11 protein-coding genes and 1 riboswitch are annotated in these 16,290 nt (G+C 39.4%); of the genes, 6 read left to right on the plus strand and 5 right to left on the minus strand.

From position 1 onward, the window contains the following. The 4 genes from Q4550_RS00305 to Q4550_RS00320 form a co-directional block, all read right to left on the minus strand. The gene (locus tag Q4550_RS00305; protein WP_194220966.1) at positions 1-1,323 is read right to left on the minus strand and encodes a lyase family protein; all 1,323 of its coding nucleotides are present in this window, start codon (positions 1,321-1,323) and stop codon (positions 1-3) included. A gap of 571 nt (positions 1,324-1,894) precedes the next feature. After that, complete coding sequence (locus Q4550_RS00310) at positions 1,895-2,824, minus strand: ABC transporter substrate-binding protein (RefSeq protein ID WP_194220965.1); 930 nt, start codon at positions 2,822-2,824, stop codon at positions 1,895-1,897. Then, on the minus strand, positions 2,821-4,152 hold the full coding sequence (locus Q4550_RS00315) for a sigma-54-dependent transcriptional regulator (protein WP_194220964.1): 1,332 nt from the start codon (positions 4,150-4,152) through the stop codon (positions 2,821-2,823). The genes Q4550_RS00310 and Q4550_RS00315 overlap by 4 nt, the downstream gene beginning before the upstream one ends. A 15-nt stretch (positions 4,153-4,167) precedes the next feature. Further along, positions 4,168-6,309: a sensor histidine kinase gene (locus Q4550_RS00320; RefSeq protein WP_303529282.1), complete on the minus strand. Its 2,142-nt coding sequence runs from the start codon at positions 6,307-6,309 to the stop codon at positions 4,168-4,170. Between the two features lie 320 nt (positions 6,310-6,629). Between Q4550_RS00320 and Q4550_RS00325 the strand changes: the two genes are divergently transcribed. Next, positions 6,630-7,880 carry a hypothetical protein gene (locus tag Q4550_RS00325; RefSeq protein WP_303529285.1) on the plus strand — a complete coding sequence of 417 codons (1,251 nt, stop codon included), beginning with the start codon at positions 6,630-6,632 and terminating at the stop codon, positions 7,878-7,880. 319 nt (positions 7,881-8,199) lie between these two features. Here Q4550_RS00325 and Q4550_RS00330 read toward each other — a convergent pair whose 3' ends face one another. Further along, positions 8,200-9,048, minus strand: a complete 849-nt coding sequence (locus tag Q4550_RS00330; RefSeq protein ID WP_303529287.1) for a glycoside hydrolase family 191 protein — start codon at positions 9,046-9,048, stop codon at positions 8,200-8,202. A 36-nt stretch (positions 9,049-9,084) separates the two neighbouring features. Next, positions 9,085-9,175: riboswitch (cyclic di-GMP riboswitch) on the minus strand. 94 nt (positions 9,176-9,269) lie between these two features. Here Q4550_RS00330 and Q4550_RS00335 point away from each other — a divergent pair. The 5 genes from Q4550_RS00335 to pelG are packed head-to-tail and all read left to right on the plus strand — an operon-like array spanning position 9,270 to position 16,127. Then, positions 9,270-10,505: a GAF domain-containing protein gene (locus Q4550_RS00335; protein ID WP_303529289.1), complete on the plus strand. Its 1,236-nt coding sequence runs from the start codon at positions 9,270-9,272 to the stop codon at positions 10,503-10,505. Then, positions 10,495-11,418 carry a hypothetical protein gene (locus Q4550_RS00340; RefSeq protein ID WP_303529291.1) on the plus strand — a complete coding sequence of 308 codons (924 nt, stop codon included), beginning with the start codon at positions 10,495-10,497 and terminating at the stop codon, positions 11,416-11,418. Before Q4550_RS00335 ends, Q4550_RS00340 begins: the two co-directional genes overlap by 11 nt. After that, complete coding sequence (locus tag Q4550_RS00345; protein WP_303529293.1) at positions 11,415-13,256, plus strand: DUF2194 domain-containing protein; 1,842 nt, start codon at positions 11,415-11,417, stop codon at positions 13,254-13,256. Before Q4550_RS00340 ends, Q4550_RS00345 begins: the two co-directional genes overlap by 4 nt. Then, positions 13,253-14,674 carry a GT4 family glycosyltransferase PelF gene (pelF, locus tag Q4550_RS00350; RefSeq protein ID WP_303529296.1) on the plus strand — a complete coding sequence of 474 codons (1,422 nt, stop codon included), beginning with the start codon at positions 13,253-13,255 and terminating at the stop codon, positions 14,672-14,674. The genes Q4550_RS00345 and pelF overlap by 4 nt, the downstream gene beginning before the upstream one ends. Next, positions 14,655-16,127: an exopolysaccharide Pel transporter PelG gene (gene pelG / locus Q4550_RS00355; protein ID WP_303529300.1), complete on the plus strand. Its 1,473-nt coding sequence runs from the start codon at positions 14,655-14,657 to the stop codon at positions 16,125-16,127. The genes pelF and pelG overlap by 20 nt, the downstream gene beginning before the upstream one ends. The last annotated feature ends 163 nt before the right edge of the window (positions 16,128-16,290 follow it).

A 16,290-nucleotide genomic window follows, 5' to 3' on the forward strand; every position in this document is an offset into this window, starting at 1 on the left:
TTAATATCCCCCATTTGCTTGTAGTTGAAGTAACCCATCTTTACCATCTGTTTTCATTGCGTTTGAGACAGCTTCATAACCAAAGCGTTCTTTTAAATCAACAACTAGCGGAATTGTGGTGTTTGCATAATCTCTGCACGTTGCTTCATTCACTCTTATTCCTTTTACACAACGTTCTTCGAAAACTGGCAGCACATTTGTCAACATTTGGATCGCATCTATTATCGCCATCCCGGCTACGCCTTCGAACACGTTAAGATCAAGCTCTCCATGTTCTAGTGCTGCCTGGACAGTACGATCACACCCAAGTACCTTGAAACAACATTGAATGAGCGTTTCAGGTATTACTGGATTTACTTTCCCAGGGAAGAACGATGAGCCCGCCTGTACTGCCGGTAGCGATAGTTCTCCAAAACCTGTTTCAGGACCAGAAGCGCGAATGCGTAGATCTTTTCCGAATTTAATCAAACCACTAGCTAGCTGCCTCAGCTCGTTTGATACATCTCCAAGGTCATCAAGATGCTGAGCTGCATCAAATAAATTGTCACGGTACATGACGTTCCGACTCGTCGTTTCCCTTAAATAATGCAAAATGTTTTTCCGGTATCCCTCAGACGCTCCAATCCCAGAACCGATAACCGTTCCTCCTAGATTAATGCGGTCCATTTGTTCTGTAGCTTTTTGTAGTGACTCCATGCGGCGATCAAGCAACGCCTCAACACCTGACATCGAATCTCCGAGCGGTACCCTCATTCCATCCTGTAAACAGGTGCGCGAAATGGTCATTACATCCGACCATTCATTCGCTTTTTCTCTTATGCTTTGTTGCAACGATTTCACAACAGCAAGGAGCTTCTCCAGTTGCCTTGCAATCGTAAGACGAATCGCCGTATGACAAACGTCCGAAGTGGATTGGGAAGCGTTCACATGATCATTGGGTTGCACTTCTTCGTAGCTACCAATCTCGTATCCAAGAATTTGATTCGCTCGATTCGATACAACTTCATTCACGTTCATGTTCGATCCAATACCACCTCCTCCGTGATATGGATCAACTGGAAAATGTTCTACGTGCTTTCCGCTAATAAGCTCATCACATGCCGTAACAATGGCATCCTGAATTCGCTTCGGTAGCACTCCCGCCTCACCATTTGCAAGCGTAGCAGCCTTTTTCACAATGCTTAGTGCCTTCACATAATCGGGATAATCTGTAAGCTTTTTTTCTGAAAAGCTTAGATTTGCAGTACTCCTAACTGTCTGGATCCCATAGAGAGCCTCGCTTGGAATCTTGACAGTGCCAAACTCATCTTGCTCATATCTCATCTGAAAACCCTCTTTCACGAATAGGCGGTTTGAACTACCCGAGACTGACTGAATGCGATAGAAACAAATATTGATTATGCTAAATCAATTAAAGCGTTTTCATTTCACTATACGTTAAGGACCTTCACACTCACGCGAACAATATGTTTAAAAGTACATTAAATCCTCCTTGAATCTAACTTGAATTTCTCACTGTTATATAATGCAAGGATTGTGCCAACTTTTAAATCCTTATAACAGTGCGAATTGTTCCCCACAATTACTAAAAGTGTAGAAAAATTCTACACTTTTACTGTAGAAAATTCCTACAGTGTCGCATTTTCACACAAAAAAAGCACTGTTCCATTGAACAGCGCCTTACTTCTTCTTTGTGAATTTCGCTAATAGCAGCGCAATAATAATACAGGCGATGCCAAGCAACACAATATTATTTGATATAAAGTCCAGAGTCACTCAACTACCTTTCTATCATAATCAACATCTAACAACAGCTTACCACAAAGTAAGCCTTCCATCAGAGAAGGAAAATGCTGTCTTTTGATGATAAAAGAGCCACTGGAAGCTCTACCCTCTATTCCACTCTTAACAACCCTTGGTCTTGTAGAAAAGCCTTCGCGACTTTTCCTACATCCTGGTGCAAAACGTCCACTCGATAGTTTAGACCAATCATTTCTTCGTTTGTAATGGAAGCAGAAAGCTTCTCAAGTGGCTCTTGAATCTCTGGATATTGCTCTATCATTTTCCGCTGTACTACTGGAGCAGCATCATATGGTGGAAACGCCTTGCGATTATCTTCTAATACAATGAGGTGATAGTCTTTAATGCGACTATCCGTAATCATTCCAACAGCTACCTGTACTCGAGACTCTTTTACAGCGAGGCTCAGCAATTCTGAATCAACCGCAAGGAGCTGATCTTTGTTCACCGAAAATTGATACACGTCTTCTAAATGACTGAGACCGTCTTCTCTTATTAAATATTCGTCATTTGTCGCCATTTTTAATGATGGATGTTCCTGATTGCTCATATACGTGACAAGATCACTCACCGAATCAAGTTGATGCTGCTTAGCAAAGGACTCTTTCATGATGAGCCCCCAAGAACTATTAAAATCACTTTTCTCTAACCAAATAATATCGTTTTTTTCATCTTCTTTTTTAACAGATTCATAAGCTTTGAGTGAATCATAACCTGGTCCACTTTTATGATAAATCGTTTTAGCGGTGTTCGTGTACTCCCAATACAAATCAATCACTTTGTTTTCAAATGCATCACGAATGGAAGGACTATCAAGAAAGCGCATTTCATCAATATCAAATCCTTCTTCCATCAAAAGAAGGGCAGTCATTTTCATTAAAAGGTATTGTTCAGTAAATGCTTTGGATCCAAGTTTAATAGTCAGATGAGCGCTCTCTGTGGCATCTTTCTGCTTTATTTCTTCTTTTGACTGACAAGAAATAAGGAAAGTAAGGCATCCAATGATTAGAAGAAACCTTCTCATAGACTGATGCCGATTTTTTTCATTTTGTAAATTAACGTATGCCTGGCAATCCCAAGGCGGTCTGCTGCTTTCGTCTGGTTGCCATTTGTTTCTCCAAGCGCTTGTCGAATCATCTTTTCCTCTATATCTTCTAGCACCTCGGAAAGACTTCCACTGAAGTCCTGTGATCCTACAGGTTCATCTTTTGGTATCGACATAAGAGATGCATGCGCAAGATCTTCTGGCATAATTGTTCCTTCTCGTTTTACGATATGAATGCGTTCAAGCATATTGAGTAGCTCGCGAATGTTACCTGGCCACGTATGACGGAGGAGAAGGTTGATGCATTCCTCTGCTATATAAATTTGTTTCTTATACTTTCGATTTAATTTCTTCATTTGTGATTGAATGAAAAGGGGGATATCTTCCATCCTTTCACGTAGGGGAGGGATCTCAATTTCGATTAAATTTAGACGATAGTAAAGATCCTCACGAAACATACCTTCCGCAACGGATTTTTTTAAATCCTTATTCGTTGCTGTAATGATTCGTACATCTACTGTGCGATATTCATTGCTACCTAGCTGCATCACCTTTTTATCTTCAATGACATGAAGAAGCTTTGCTTGCATGGAAGGAGAAATCTCTCCAATCTCATCTAGAAAAATCGTCCCTTTATCTGCAGCAGCGAATTTTCCGATTTTCGTTGTTACAGCTCCGGTAAATGCTCCCTTCTGATAACCAAACAACTCACTTTCGAGAAGGTGCTCAGGTATAGCCGCACAGTTAATCGATAGCATTGGGCCCGCCCCTCGATAACTATTTGAATGAATCCAATGAGCAAGAGCCGTTTTGCCCACGCCACTCTCACCTAGCACTAAAATACTTGCATCCGTATCCTTCACCTGATTTAGAAATGCCATCACACGCTTCATCTCAGGACTTTGAAATACAAATGGATCGTTTTCTTTTGGCGGAGGCTCTACCTTTGTATCGAGTTGTTTCATAACCAAGTCTTTCACTTCTTCGAGCTCCATCGGTTTGTTCAAATAATCGACGGCGCCCAGTTTCATTGCCCCGACAGCACTCTCGACATTTCCATAAGCCGTCATCATAATGACCGGCACATCTGGCTTAAGCCTTTTCATTTCTTCCAATACTTGAAGACCTGTCATATCTGGTAGCATATAATCCAGAATTACGACTGCCGTTTCTTTTCTTTTAAATAAGTCGATAGCAGCACTTCCCTTATGAGCCAAAACTGACGATAGGCCTGCCTTCGTTAACTTCCTGCCGATTAGCTTCGCAAGCTGCATTTCATCATCTACGATCAAAACGGTTTTCTCCATAACGCCACCCCTTTTCTATCGTTGGAACCAACAATGAATCGTTGTCCCCTCACCCTCTACGCTCTCAACCGTAAGATCGCCATTATTTTCTTTAATGATATCTCTCGCGATCGTTAACCCAAGTCCATTCCCTTCTTCCTTAGTCGAAAAAAATGGATCAAAAAGCCATTCAAGATTACTCGTAACAATGCCCGTTCCTGTGTCTCCGATAGCGACATGAACATATTTCTCATCCTCTTCAATCGTAACGGTTAATGTTCCTTCCTCTTTCATTGCATCGATTGCGTTAAGAATGATATTTAAAAAGGCTTGAATTAACTCATCATAGAAACCGACGAGGTCTCCGCTTGTCTCATAGTGCTTTACGACCTCTATATTTAATTCTTTTAGCTTAAATCTCACTAGATGTAGGACTTCATCAATCACTTTCTTTAACTGGATTGGTCGAGCATCGGCTTTGTTAACTTTTGCAAAATTCAAGAAATTATTCACAATGAGCTTCATTCGTTTCACGACTTGATCAATATCACGCGATAATTCAAGAATCTCTTCTGAACTATTGGCTTCCTCCACTTCTTCTCTTAACATCTCAGAAGATCCTGTTAAAATCGCAAGCGGGTTTTTGATTTCATGAGCAATACCCGTGGTAATTTGCCCTATTAATGCAAGCTTATCATTTTGTTTCAAACGTGACTCTAGCATCTTCATTTGTGAAATATCCTGTAGCACAGCAATGCTGCCAATAATTTTATTCTGAGCATTATAGAAGCGAGACGTAGCGATATTCACAATGTGACGCCTTCCATTTGCATCGATAATGTAACTTTCACATTCGATGCTAGGGTCCTCAGAGATTAAGGCTTTTAACAACATAAAGTCTTCATCGGTACTTTTAATCGGAAGTTCTGATAATGACTTTCCGACGAGATCATTTCTACTATACCCAATGAGGTTTTCGAATCGATTGTTCACATGCGTTACGATCGCGTGATCATTAATCGTAATCATGCCATAAGGGATTCCTTCAATCATGTCATTTAAGTAGCGTTCACTTTCTTCTAGCTGATGCTGCTTCTCATAATTACTATTGCCGACAGAAATGATCGTTCGAGTCAATTCTCCCACTTCATCTTTTCGGACACTTTGCGATGGATCATGCTCCTGGTAAAAAACCTTCTCCCTATAATCCTTTGCATAATCTGTTAATCGAATAATGGGATAAACAATATTTCGAATACCGGCAACGATGAAAAAGAATGAAAGAATGAGAATGCCGAGAAAGGATAACGTAAGCACTAGTGATAGTTTTCGAACAGGGGCAAAGGCAATATCTTCTGACACCCCGTAAACTAGACCCCATTCATCACGCAGTGTTTGATAAGCGATGATGCTCTGATTCCCTCCATAAGATGAACGTGCAACCCCTGAAACTTCCTCAAATATTTGCTTAGAAGGTAAATCACTTGAAATAGCTGAGCCGATTGATTGTTCATTGGTAGAAGCCAGGACAATTCCTTCTAGATCAACCATCATCCCAAAATGTCCTTCACTCATGCTGATACTTCTTACGATTTCAGATAAATAATCCTGACTAAATTCAGCAATTAAAGCACCTTGAAAAGCGTTTTTTTCATCAAAGACTGGAATCCCCACCGAAACAATATCCTCACCGCTAAAATTTTGAATAACACTAGAAACAGCATAATTGTGCGTCCATTGAATTCGATCAAACTCTGGATAGTGATAAGAGACACCTTCAAGCTCAGGGGCAAAAGGAGATTCAAATATGACGTTACTAGTGTCATCTAAATAATAGATAGACCGAATAATAGAGCTCTGCGCAATCGCCTGTCTGGATCGCTCATACATACGTTCCGCGTTAATTTCGCTTCCTTCTCCATTTCCTGCCATTAAATGCAGCTGCAAAACAACACTGGAAATTTCATTATTTACACGCTTCACGATACTTTCCGTGTTCGCGACATTCTCACTAATAATGTCCTCTTCAATCATATCTTCCGCATAGTTAATGATCAGCTGATAGATCATTAACGTTGGTATAACAAGAATGAAAACAAAAATCATGACAGACTTTCTTAAAATACTTCCATGAACTGACTCAAATAAACGAATGAGCTGTTTTGTTATGGTTTTCATTCCATCCCACCAGTTGTTGTGATATGTCGAACTTGTCTCATTTAAATTCATCATAATCGTCCACTCGCTCAATTGGCAATAGGAGATTTAGAGATTATACCTTGCTCCCTATTTTCAACACATTCTTCCCCAGCGGAACGAAAAGTAATGTTTCATTCGACTTCTTCCATTCATTTCCCCGGAAATGGTCAACTAAATTACAAAAGAATTCGCTTAAACTAGACAAGGAATTTTTTCCCGGCTCGACACCAATATCCCATTCTTTTACGGAACGTTATGTATAATGATGTCATCAACTTACTTCAGTAGGGAGGAATCATATGAAAACGCTTCGTCTCGTATTGTTGTTTACTTTACTACTCATCGTCACGTCATGTAACTTCTTAACTACTTCTGACTCATCGGAAAAGGTAGAAGCGGAGAAAGAAACGGTGGACAAGCCTTCAGAGGAAGCCGTACAAAAGGACATTCTATTTCAAGATGGCACGTACAAGTGGGAGAAAGATGGAGAAATCCACGGGGGGCTTGATGTAACAGATTCAACTTCTACTTCCTTTACATTTATGCTTCAATCCTATGATGGTCAAAATGTTGGAGAGCTTTCAGGGACTGCTGAGGTTAACGGAGAAATGGCTCATTTCACACACCCTGATAATGAGGCTTGCAAAGCCTCGTTCGGTTGGAAAGAGGACCGCTTAGCCATTGATACGAGTGAAGCATGTGAATCAATGAATGAGAATAGCGCCTCTTTTACAGGCGTATATACTCGAATCGAACTGGAATCGAATACGAATAATGAAGCAGCGAACGAAGAAAGTACTTCTGAATGGAAAGAAGCACTTTATATTGATCCTGCATTCGATCAAGGGAACTTAAGCATATCAAACGTGACGAAAGAATCCTTTCAGTTTACGATCGACGTTAGTAGCGGATCGGATGTTGGGAATTTGAATGGAACAGCTACAATAAACGGTGATGAAGCAACGTTTGAGGATACGGAAGACCCCTCTTGTTCAGGTACGTTTATTCGAACGAATGACGTTATTACATTCATTGAAGAAGCTTGTCTTAGTTACCATGATGCAGCTGTTGGATTCAACGGTGATTATAAGATGACAGATGAAAAACCACTAACATTAGAAGAGGCTTCTTCCTGTGAAAAAGCTCCATTCCATTCAGAATTACTGGATTTTGCAGAGCAAGGTCATCTTAAGGATGCCTCCATTTTTCTTGGTATGTCTGAAGAAGCCCTAAAGAAGATAAAGCCTGAGATGACCTATGATGAAACATTCTATGAAGGAACACCCGGTTTCTATGATGAAAAGTACGCTTACCTAACTGCAAACGAAACGGTAAGTCATTTACGTTATAACGCGCTATCGGAAGGACCCGCTATCCCTTATACAGATGTAGTTTGTCAGTTTGGCGAGCCTGATGAAGTTGTATTTAACGAACTTGATAACGAATACTTGCACGTATATTATACTGGTGAAAATAAGCTAGCGTTTGTTTCAGAAGCAAAGGAAGGTGCTATAAAAGCAGTTGAGCTTGAAACAGCAAATATCCAATAACCTTTCACTTCTCACTACCGCAAAAAAGTTAAGCGCATTTAAGCTTAACCTTTTTGCGGTTTTATTTAATTTGATAAGTAACGTCCATTATCTTCAGCGAAGCCCTTAACAAATGTTCCAGCTTAAACTAGGTAAGAAAAATCTCTCCACTCTTTAACATTTTTTCATCATTTTATTCTTCAACTAAGACTTTTCGTTCTTTAAAAAACATAAGCGTTCGCTTTTGACGAACGCTGTCGGAATTTAAAATATTTATATCGAAATATCTACATAAAATATGGTATTTTATTAATTTATATGCAATTCTATTATTAAGAACTTACCAGCTATTATAACCATTCCTCGTATGGAAATGAACAAAACCATTAGATTCAGCATAAGAAATGCTATTCCATTTCTGCTCTGTTGAAACCGTAAGAACTGCTAAGTCTGTTTCTTGCTGAATTTCTTTTAAATCAGCCATACGATCTTTTGACCATTCGTCCTTCGATACGGTTGAATAATTGAAGTTCTCCCACATAATCGCATCAACGTAAGAACTTGTGTAATCTTTTAACGTTTGAAAGCCCCAATTTTGTATGAGAGAAAGTGAAGGATGTTGTTGCTTGATTTGTTGTAAGAAGGCTACCATTCCTTCTTGTTGAGCTTGAAGGACAGTTGGGTTCTCCCAATGTTCATTATCAATATTACCGACTGTATCAAGGAAAACACCATCAAGTCCCTTTTCAGCGATTTGCGCTGTCACTTCTGATAGAAGAACGTCACGATAGTGAACAGAAGTGATATCGGTGAGATAGGAATCCCATTCGGTGTAGTGAACTCTTTCTCCGTTACGGTGAAAGAAATCAGCTTCATTTAATTGATTGATAAGTGCTGTATTCCAATTATCAGCTTCCATCGTATTAATATAGCCATAAACTTTTGTACCAGAACTTTTAATTTCTGAAATTTGTTGTTTACTATAGTAAACAGGTTCTATGATCATTACGTCGTATTGCTTCATTTTTGTAATTAATCGTGGCGTAGGAGCATCATAATAAACTTTGTAAGAAGTGACGTCAGATAGTGGATGACTGGCGGCGTGAGAGGTCAGAGGAGAAATCATGATAAATGTAAACAGAATAGCACATGACATTGCAACAATTTGCTTTGTTGAGATAACACCCATTGGTTGGCCTCCTGATTAATCAGAGAGCGGCTCTGGCATTGTAGACTGGCGATCGGTATTCACAAAATAGAATCGACGACCCATGTCTTTGCGCCCTTATTTTTCAATAAGTTTGCCCTTCTCCATATTTAGTTTTCAAAAATAGTATATCAGAAATTGGAATTAATTCCACAATATTTTTTGCATAAAAGTATTTAATTTTCTTAGATGAGGATGATTGTATGATTTACACACAGAAAAACACGCTAAGGAAACTGGTTGAGGTCATTATTGTTATTGCACTTATCGGTATTAGTGACCAACTCTTTCAGCTTCACTTAACTACCTGGGAGCTTGATCCATTATTTTTCTTTGTTCTTCTTTTCTCTTTAAGGTATGGATTAACAATGGGGTTGCTTAGCTTCTTTCTAGCCCTTATTTATCATATGATGGCCATCGGCTTTAACGGAGGAGATATATACCTGCTTTTCTATGATACGAGTGAAGCCTCATGGATTTTATTCACCTTATTATTAGCCATCATTTGTGGCTTATACAGTACATCCTTCCAGGAACGATATGAAAGCCTTCATTATCGTCACGATGAGTTAAAAGATGAGAATGAACAATTAACTGAAGCTATTAAACTACTAGAACATTCTCAGAAAACGATGCAAGAAAAAATGCTGGAATCTGAACATAGTCTGACACGTATCTATCAAGTGGGGAAGGCACTTGATCAATCATCACCTGAACTAATTCGAAATGAAGCCATTACGATTATCTCGAATCTCTTTAAAGCGAAAGAATTAGCGATCTATCATTTGGATTCTTCTAAAAGAACTTTACGCCTTCACATTCGAAAGGGCGACTCCAACCATCTTCCGCAAACGGTTTTTATTGAAGAAGATTCGGCGGTTTACAAACGCCTCTTCCGTAATAAAACGATCACACTTCGAACGATAGAAGATGAGAACAATTCCCCAGTTCTAGTTGGACCAATTATTTATGATAACCAGATCAAAGAAGTACTCGTTATCTATCAAGTTGATTTTGCTAAACTAACAACTTATGAAATTCAAATCATGTCGCTTGTCCTTGATTGGATGTCATCAAGGATTGAAAAAGCAACTGAGCTTGAACTGAAAGAAGAGAAAGTAAAGATGTTCCAGGGAACAAATATTTATTTCAAAGAAGCCTTTGATCATAAGGTGCAAATACAGAAGAAACGAAACGAGGAATTTGATCAATCCTATAGTGTTATTCACGTTCACTTTGCTAAATTCGATCGTATTACACCTGTTGAAGCTGAGATCATTCTTAGGTCTTATCTTCGAGAAATTGACATTATGGGATATGATCCATCAGAAAACATTTTCTCTTTCTTATTACCTGGAACAGCTCCGGAAAATGCAGAAATTGTCAAACACCGAATCAAGAAAGCCTTAACCGAAAAGGGTGGCATGCATGTTGGATAATTTATTCTATCCTCTTATCCTTCTTTATATTATCCATGCGATATTCATGTTCATCTTATCCTTTCTGTTAAAACGGGTTGTGGATCAAAACCATCATGGTGTAATTACATGGATTGCTATCGTTTCTTGCTTTTTACCTCTGATTGGTGAGCTTTTCGGAGTCATTTCGTGGCTCTTAGCGAAACGCTGGGTGTCAGATAAAATGCTCGTTGACTACGGAGAATATGTGTCATTCGATGTTTTAAACCTGGAATCGCTTCGTCATGAAGCAGCAACTAGCCTTGACTTAGTCCCGTTAACGGAAGCACTTAACGATCATGAACATACTACTAGAAAAGATTTAATAGTCCGTCTCATTAATTCAAACATTACGAATCAAGGAAAATATTTAAACCTTGGCTTAAATAATAGCGATTCTGAAACCGTTCATTACGCGGCGGCCACGATGAACATTCTTCTTGATCGGTATGAGAAAGAACTCCAGAAAGCGAAAGATCTTTACCGTCTTCATGATGAAAGTAGCTTTCTAAAGGTTGCTGATGTGTACGAGCGTTATATAAAAAGCGGATTACTTGAAGATAGTTCACTTCGTAACGTGCAGAAAGAATATGCTACTTTACTAGAAAATGAAACAAAAAACCCAACAAATGATACGCAGCGATATGTTTATCTTGGTGATCTTTATTTAGAGATGGGTGATGAAGAAAAAGCTATCGAAACGTATACATACATGACCGAGGCCTTTCAGAATGAACCAGAAGGCTACTTTAAATTAATTGAATACTATTACGGAAAGCGGAATTGGGCGATGATCAGACCCCTTCTCAATGCGATAGAAATATACGTACCAGAATGGAAAATACCTGACAAACAACACTTTGTCCTAAAACAACTTGGGGGAAATGCAGAATGAAAAAGCAATCGTATCAATATGTGATCGCCATATTTGTTCTTCTTCTCATCTTTATTGGTGGCTTACAAATGCTTCGTCTTGATCTCTTTCAACAACTTCTTCCTGCAAAGGAATCGAAAGAGGTTTCTTACGCAACAATGAGCTCCTCATCCAACGAGTTGAAAGGAGAAAAGATGAAAATATATATCCATGAAGATGATAGCGACTTATCGAAATCGGTTCTCTCAAATCTCCAACATGCTCTTGATTATGCCAAAGTAGCTTACGAGCCCATTTCGATAGATGAGATTCCTTCCATCGAGGCTTCTCCTTACAATGTCCTCGTCCTAGCAGGAGAACACTCGAAAGACTGGCCTTATGAAGAAATTAAATCGTTCGTCGAGGATGGAGGACGACTTTATATAGGTTCTCGGTTTATTAATGCCGAATGGAATGAGCTTCTTGGCGTAACTGATTTTGGAGATTTTATGGACGGCTATAACGGCCTTTCATTTAAAAAAGAACTGTTTCCAGGTTATATAGATTTAGACAGCAGCTCTACGTTATTCGCCCATAGCATTGCCGATGTGGAACTTAAGAAAACTTCAGAAGTATTCATTAAAGTCGAGGACGAACCTATTTTGTGGACACATGAATTTGGGAAAGGAAAAATCCTATTCTGGAATACTACTTCCGTTGCCGAAAAAATTTCTCGGGGGCTATTGCTACAAGCTATGTCGTTCCTCACCCCAGCTTTTGTCAGCAGTCAGGCCGGTATTAAAGTGGTGTATCTGGATGACTTCCCGTCCCCTGTTCCTTATGAAACAACCGACACCATTCAAAATAAATATGATATGACGATTAAAGAATTTTACACGAATGTTTGGTGGCAGGATATGAAACAGCTTGCTGAGGATTACAATGTATTATACACAGGTGTAATCATTGGAACGTATCGTGATACAACCGAACAAACTAGCGAAGACCTCAATGAGCGAATCCGCTATCCAATGCTGAATTTTGGAAGAGACATATTGAAGCATGATGGAGAGCTAGGCTTACATGGGTATAACCATCAATCACTTGTTCTAGATAACGAACCAATCGATCCTAAACTTGGCTATTCTCCATGGGAAAGTCAGGAAGAAATGACCGTCGGAATCAAGCGCATCAAATCTTCATTCGATTATTTCTTCCCAAAAGAACAAATTAAAAGCTACGTCCCTCCTTCTAATATTATTAATAAAACTGGCATAGCTGCGCTTGTGGAAAGTCTCCCTCACTTGGAGGTGATCGCTGCTCTCTATTCAGGAACCGATCAGGATGGTAGCTATATCCAGGAATTTGGACAAGACGAGTCGTACGATCGCTTATATAACTTCCCAAGAATTTCTAGTGGGTATCTTGAATCTGAAGAAGATCAATTTATCCAAATTGATGCCATTGCGAACTTTGGCATGGTGTCCCATTTTGTTCACCCAGATGATGTGCTAGACCCCGCACGATCCACGGGAGATGGCTGGGAGGGTATGAAAACAAACCTTGAAGCTATGTTAAAGAAAACAAATGATTTCTACCCATACCTTGAACCTTTAACACAACATAATGGTTTATTGAAATACAAAAAATATGAGGAAGCAAGCATTGATGTGACGTATGAAGAAGATTATATTCATGTATCTGGAGAAGACCTGTTAAATCCTTCCACAATGCTCATTCGAGTACAGCAAGGTAAACGAATTGAAACAGGTTCTTTCCCTTATGGAGAAGTGAGCTTATTGAGTAAAGAGGGCTCTCTCTACCAGCTCACTCTTACAAAACCTGAAGCAGACTTACTTATAAAGGATGTTACATCATGAAAATCGGAATTGTTGTCGAAGGAAGCTACCCTTACGTAAGTGGTGGTGTCGCAAGCTGGGTGCATATGATTGCTAATCGTATGCCTCAGTTTGAATTTCAAATCATTGCGATCACACCATCTCAGCTTACAGAAAAAGACTATCGATATGAACTACCATCTAACATAACAGGTATTACGAATTTACCTTTAAATATGAAACAACCGAACAGTAAACAAAAGATCCAGCTCACCCCTTTCGAAGAGGAGGCCCTGACGGATTGGATGATGTTTCGCAAGGTTACACCAGAGGCACTTCATGTTTTTACGACAAAGCTTGGTGGAACGAACAGCTTTTTCTCTAGCAGACTTTTCTGGAATATGGTTCAAGAAAGTTATCAACAGGAAAGCCAAACTGGCTCCTTTATTGATTACTTCTGGATGTGGCGCGGTATGTACACGCCGATTTTAGAATTACTTCAATTCGATTTTCCTGAAGTCGATTTGGTTCACTCTGCTTCAACTGGTTATGCCGGACTGATCTCAGCTGCAATCAAGCAGCAGCAGAACATTCCTTTTCTCTTAACAGAGCATGGCATTTATTCAAGAGAAAGAGAAGAAGAGATCCTGCAAGCTTCCTGGATTCCAGATTATTATAAAAAACGTTGGATTTCGTTCTTCCATCACCTTTCAAAACAGGCTTATGAAGAAGCTGATGACGTCATTACCTTATTTGATAAAAACAGTGACCTTCAAAATGAACTTGGAGCAGCATCAGAAAAACGATCGGTTATCCCAAACGGCATTCACTATGAGCGCTTATCAGGTATTAAAAAAATACAGGGAGATAATAAAGTACTACGCATCGGGGCAATCGTACGAGTCGTTCCGATTAAAGATATTAAAACGATGATCCACGCTGCTAAACTATTACAAGAAACCGAGACTCCGTTCGAGCTAACAATTATGGGCCCACTTGACGAAGAAGAAGAATACGCAGCTGAATGTCAGCAGTTAATCGACCAGCATGAACTCAATCAAAGCGTCTTTCTAGTTGGTAAAGTTAACATTATCGACTATCTACCAAACTTTGATCTGTGTCTGTTAACAAGCATTTCAGAGGGGCAACCTTTAGCCGTACTTGAAGGTATGGCTGCTGCGATTCCATGGATTGTAACAGACGTAGGGTCTTGCTCTGAGCTAATATATGGCCGTGAAAATGATCCTTATGGCCCCGCCGGATTCGTCGTTCCACCTGTTAATCCTAAGAAAATCGCAGAATATTGCACGTGGTTTTATCATCACCCCATCGAAGCGGAGAAATTTGGGCGTAACGGCCAAAACCGCGCCAAAACATTTTATCAAGTGCATCACTTTATCGATCAATATGTTGACTTATATGAAAGGAGAGGTGCTGAATATGGCCGGAATCGGATTTAAATTACAAAAGCTATTTCAAGAAGATTACTTTTCATCACGCCTAAAAGCTTATGCTTTTGCCGGCCTCGTCACTTCAGGACCGTGGCTTATCGTTATCGTCACGATCGCCCTTATTCAGTGGTTAACCTCTTACTTTTCTATTGTAACGCTTGAAGAGCGAGGCATTTTCAATTTATCTGTCTCGTATTGCTTTATCTTTTCACAAGTGATTCTTGGGATTCAACAGCTCGTTGTCACGAGATATGTTGCAGACCTATTCTACGAAAAAAAATTCAAAGAGATATTTGCGACATTTATCGGGATGACGAAATTTACACTTCTCATTGCGACAATCGCCTGGCTGATCTTTATCTGGGTCTCGCCTTTACCTTTTGTGTTTGAGCTTGTGATTTTCTCATTATTTATTACGATTAATTTAATTTGGGTACTTTTTCTATTTTTAAGCGCGGCTAAATTCTATCAAGCAGTTGCATATAGTTTTCTAATCGGAGCCACCATTTCAGTTGGTCTTGTCTATCTTATTAGTGTAAACATTGACCGCCTCCCAAGTTTTGAGCACGCATCTAGTTTATTCTTACTTATTGGATTTACAATCGGCATGATCGTTACGTTGTTTGGTCTTCTGATGTCGATGCTAATGACTTTTCCTGAGAGGGAAATGAAAAGGCAATTTAACTATTTAAGCTATTTTGATCGGTTCCCTTCTCTCTTTTGGACTGGTTTCTTATACAATATCGGTATTTGGGTGTGCAACTGGGTCATTTGGTTTGGAGAAGGAAGTTCTACGTTAGTAGATTCGTTTATTTACAATCGAACATACGACACAGCAATCTTCTGGTCATACTTAACGATCATTCCAACATTGATTATCTTTGTTGTATCTGTCGAAACGCGATTTTATGAGCGCTATCGCGTTTTTTATGGCTATATCAACGAAGGCGGTACTTTGCAGCAAATCAAGCGAGCGAAGGCAAGTATGCAATTGGTTCTGAAACAGGAGATGGAACGCTTATTTCGAAGTCAGGGCGTTTTCACTCTTTTGGTCGTCGTTACAGCAGGTTATCTTCTCAGCTCACTTGCATTAGAATCTACCATCATTTCTATTTTCCGATTCACGACACTTGGTGCCTTTTCAAATGCAATGGTGTTAGTTATCACGTTAATCCTCTTATACTTTGAAGATCGAAAAGGTGCAATGATCACTTCGATTTTATTCTTTGGCTTAAATTTCACTCTCTCCTTTGTCTTTCTACCATTGGGCTATGAGGGGTACGGACTCAGCTTTGCAATTGGATCTTCACTTGCCTTTCTTTATGCCGTCATTCGTTTAATCACGTTTATTGATGAAGTTGATTATTACGCTTTTTGCACTCCGAATGAAAACAATTCTTCCTATTCCAGACAGCCCTTCAGTCGAATGGGTCAGTGGTTAGATGAGAAAACGTTTTTATAATATCGTAGACAGAGCCCCTCGGATTATCGAGGGGCTCTGTGATTTTCCAACAAAAATTCACATTTATTATCAAAAATGATCTTGATTCAAATAATGAAATCAACTAATCTAATAAAGTAATCCAAAATTAACTACTAATGTTATCTTACGAAGGATGGTGTCA

It is taken from the genome of Anaerobacillus sp. 1_MG-2023, from assembly GCF_030547345.1.
In the GTDB taxonomy this organism is placed as follows: Bacteria; Bacillota; Bacilli; order Bacillales; family Guptibacillaceae; genus Guptibacillus; species Guptibacillus hwajinpoensis_B.

Coding starts and splice junctions, on each gene's coding strand:
- Q4550_RS00340 (WP_303529291.1), top strand. CDS start 10,495: ATGTTGGATAATTTATTCTATCCTCTTATCCTTCTTTATATTATCCAT.
- pelF (WP_303529296.1), top strand. CDS start 13,253: ATGAAAATCGGAATTGTTGTCGAAGGAAGCTACCCTTACGTAAGTGGT.
- Q4550_RS00320 (WP_303529282.1), bottom strand. CDS start 6,309: ATGAAAACCATAACAAAACAGCTCATTCGTTTATTTGAGTCAGTTCAT.
- Q4550_RS00335 (WP_303529289.1), top strand. CDS start 9,270: ATGATTTACACACAGAAAAACACGCTAAGGAAACTGGTTGAGGTCATT.
- Q4550_RS00315 (WP_194220964.1), bottom strand. CDS start 4,152: ATGGAGAAAACCGTTTTGATCGTAGATGATGAAATGCAGCTTGCGAAG.
- Q4550_RS00330 (WP_303529287.1), bottom strand. CDS start 9,048: ATGGGTGTTATCTCAACAAAGCAAATTGTTGCAATGTCATGTGCTATT.
- Q4550_RS00305 (WP_194220966.1), bottom strand. CDS start 1,323: ATGAGATATGAGCAAGATGAGTTTGGCACTGTCAAGATTCCAAGCGAG.
- Q4550_RS00310 (WP_194220965.1), bottom strand. CDS start 2,824: ATGAGAAGGTTTCTTCTAATCATTGGATGCCTTACTTTCCTTATTTCT.
- Q4550_RS00345 (WP_303529293.1), top strand. CDS start 11,415: ATGAAAAAGCAATCGTATCAATATGTGATCGCCATATTTGTTCTTCTT.
- pelG (WP_303529300.1), top strand. CDS start 14,655: ATGGCCGGAATCGGATTTAAATTACAAAAGCTATTTCAAGAAGATTAC.
- Q4550_RS00325 (WP_303529285.1), top strand. CDS start 6,630: ATGAAAACGCTTCGTCTCGTATTGTTGTTTACTTTACTACTCATCGTC.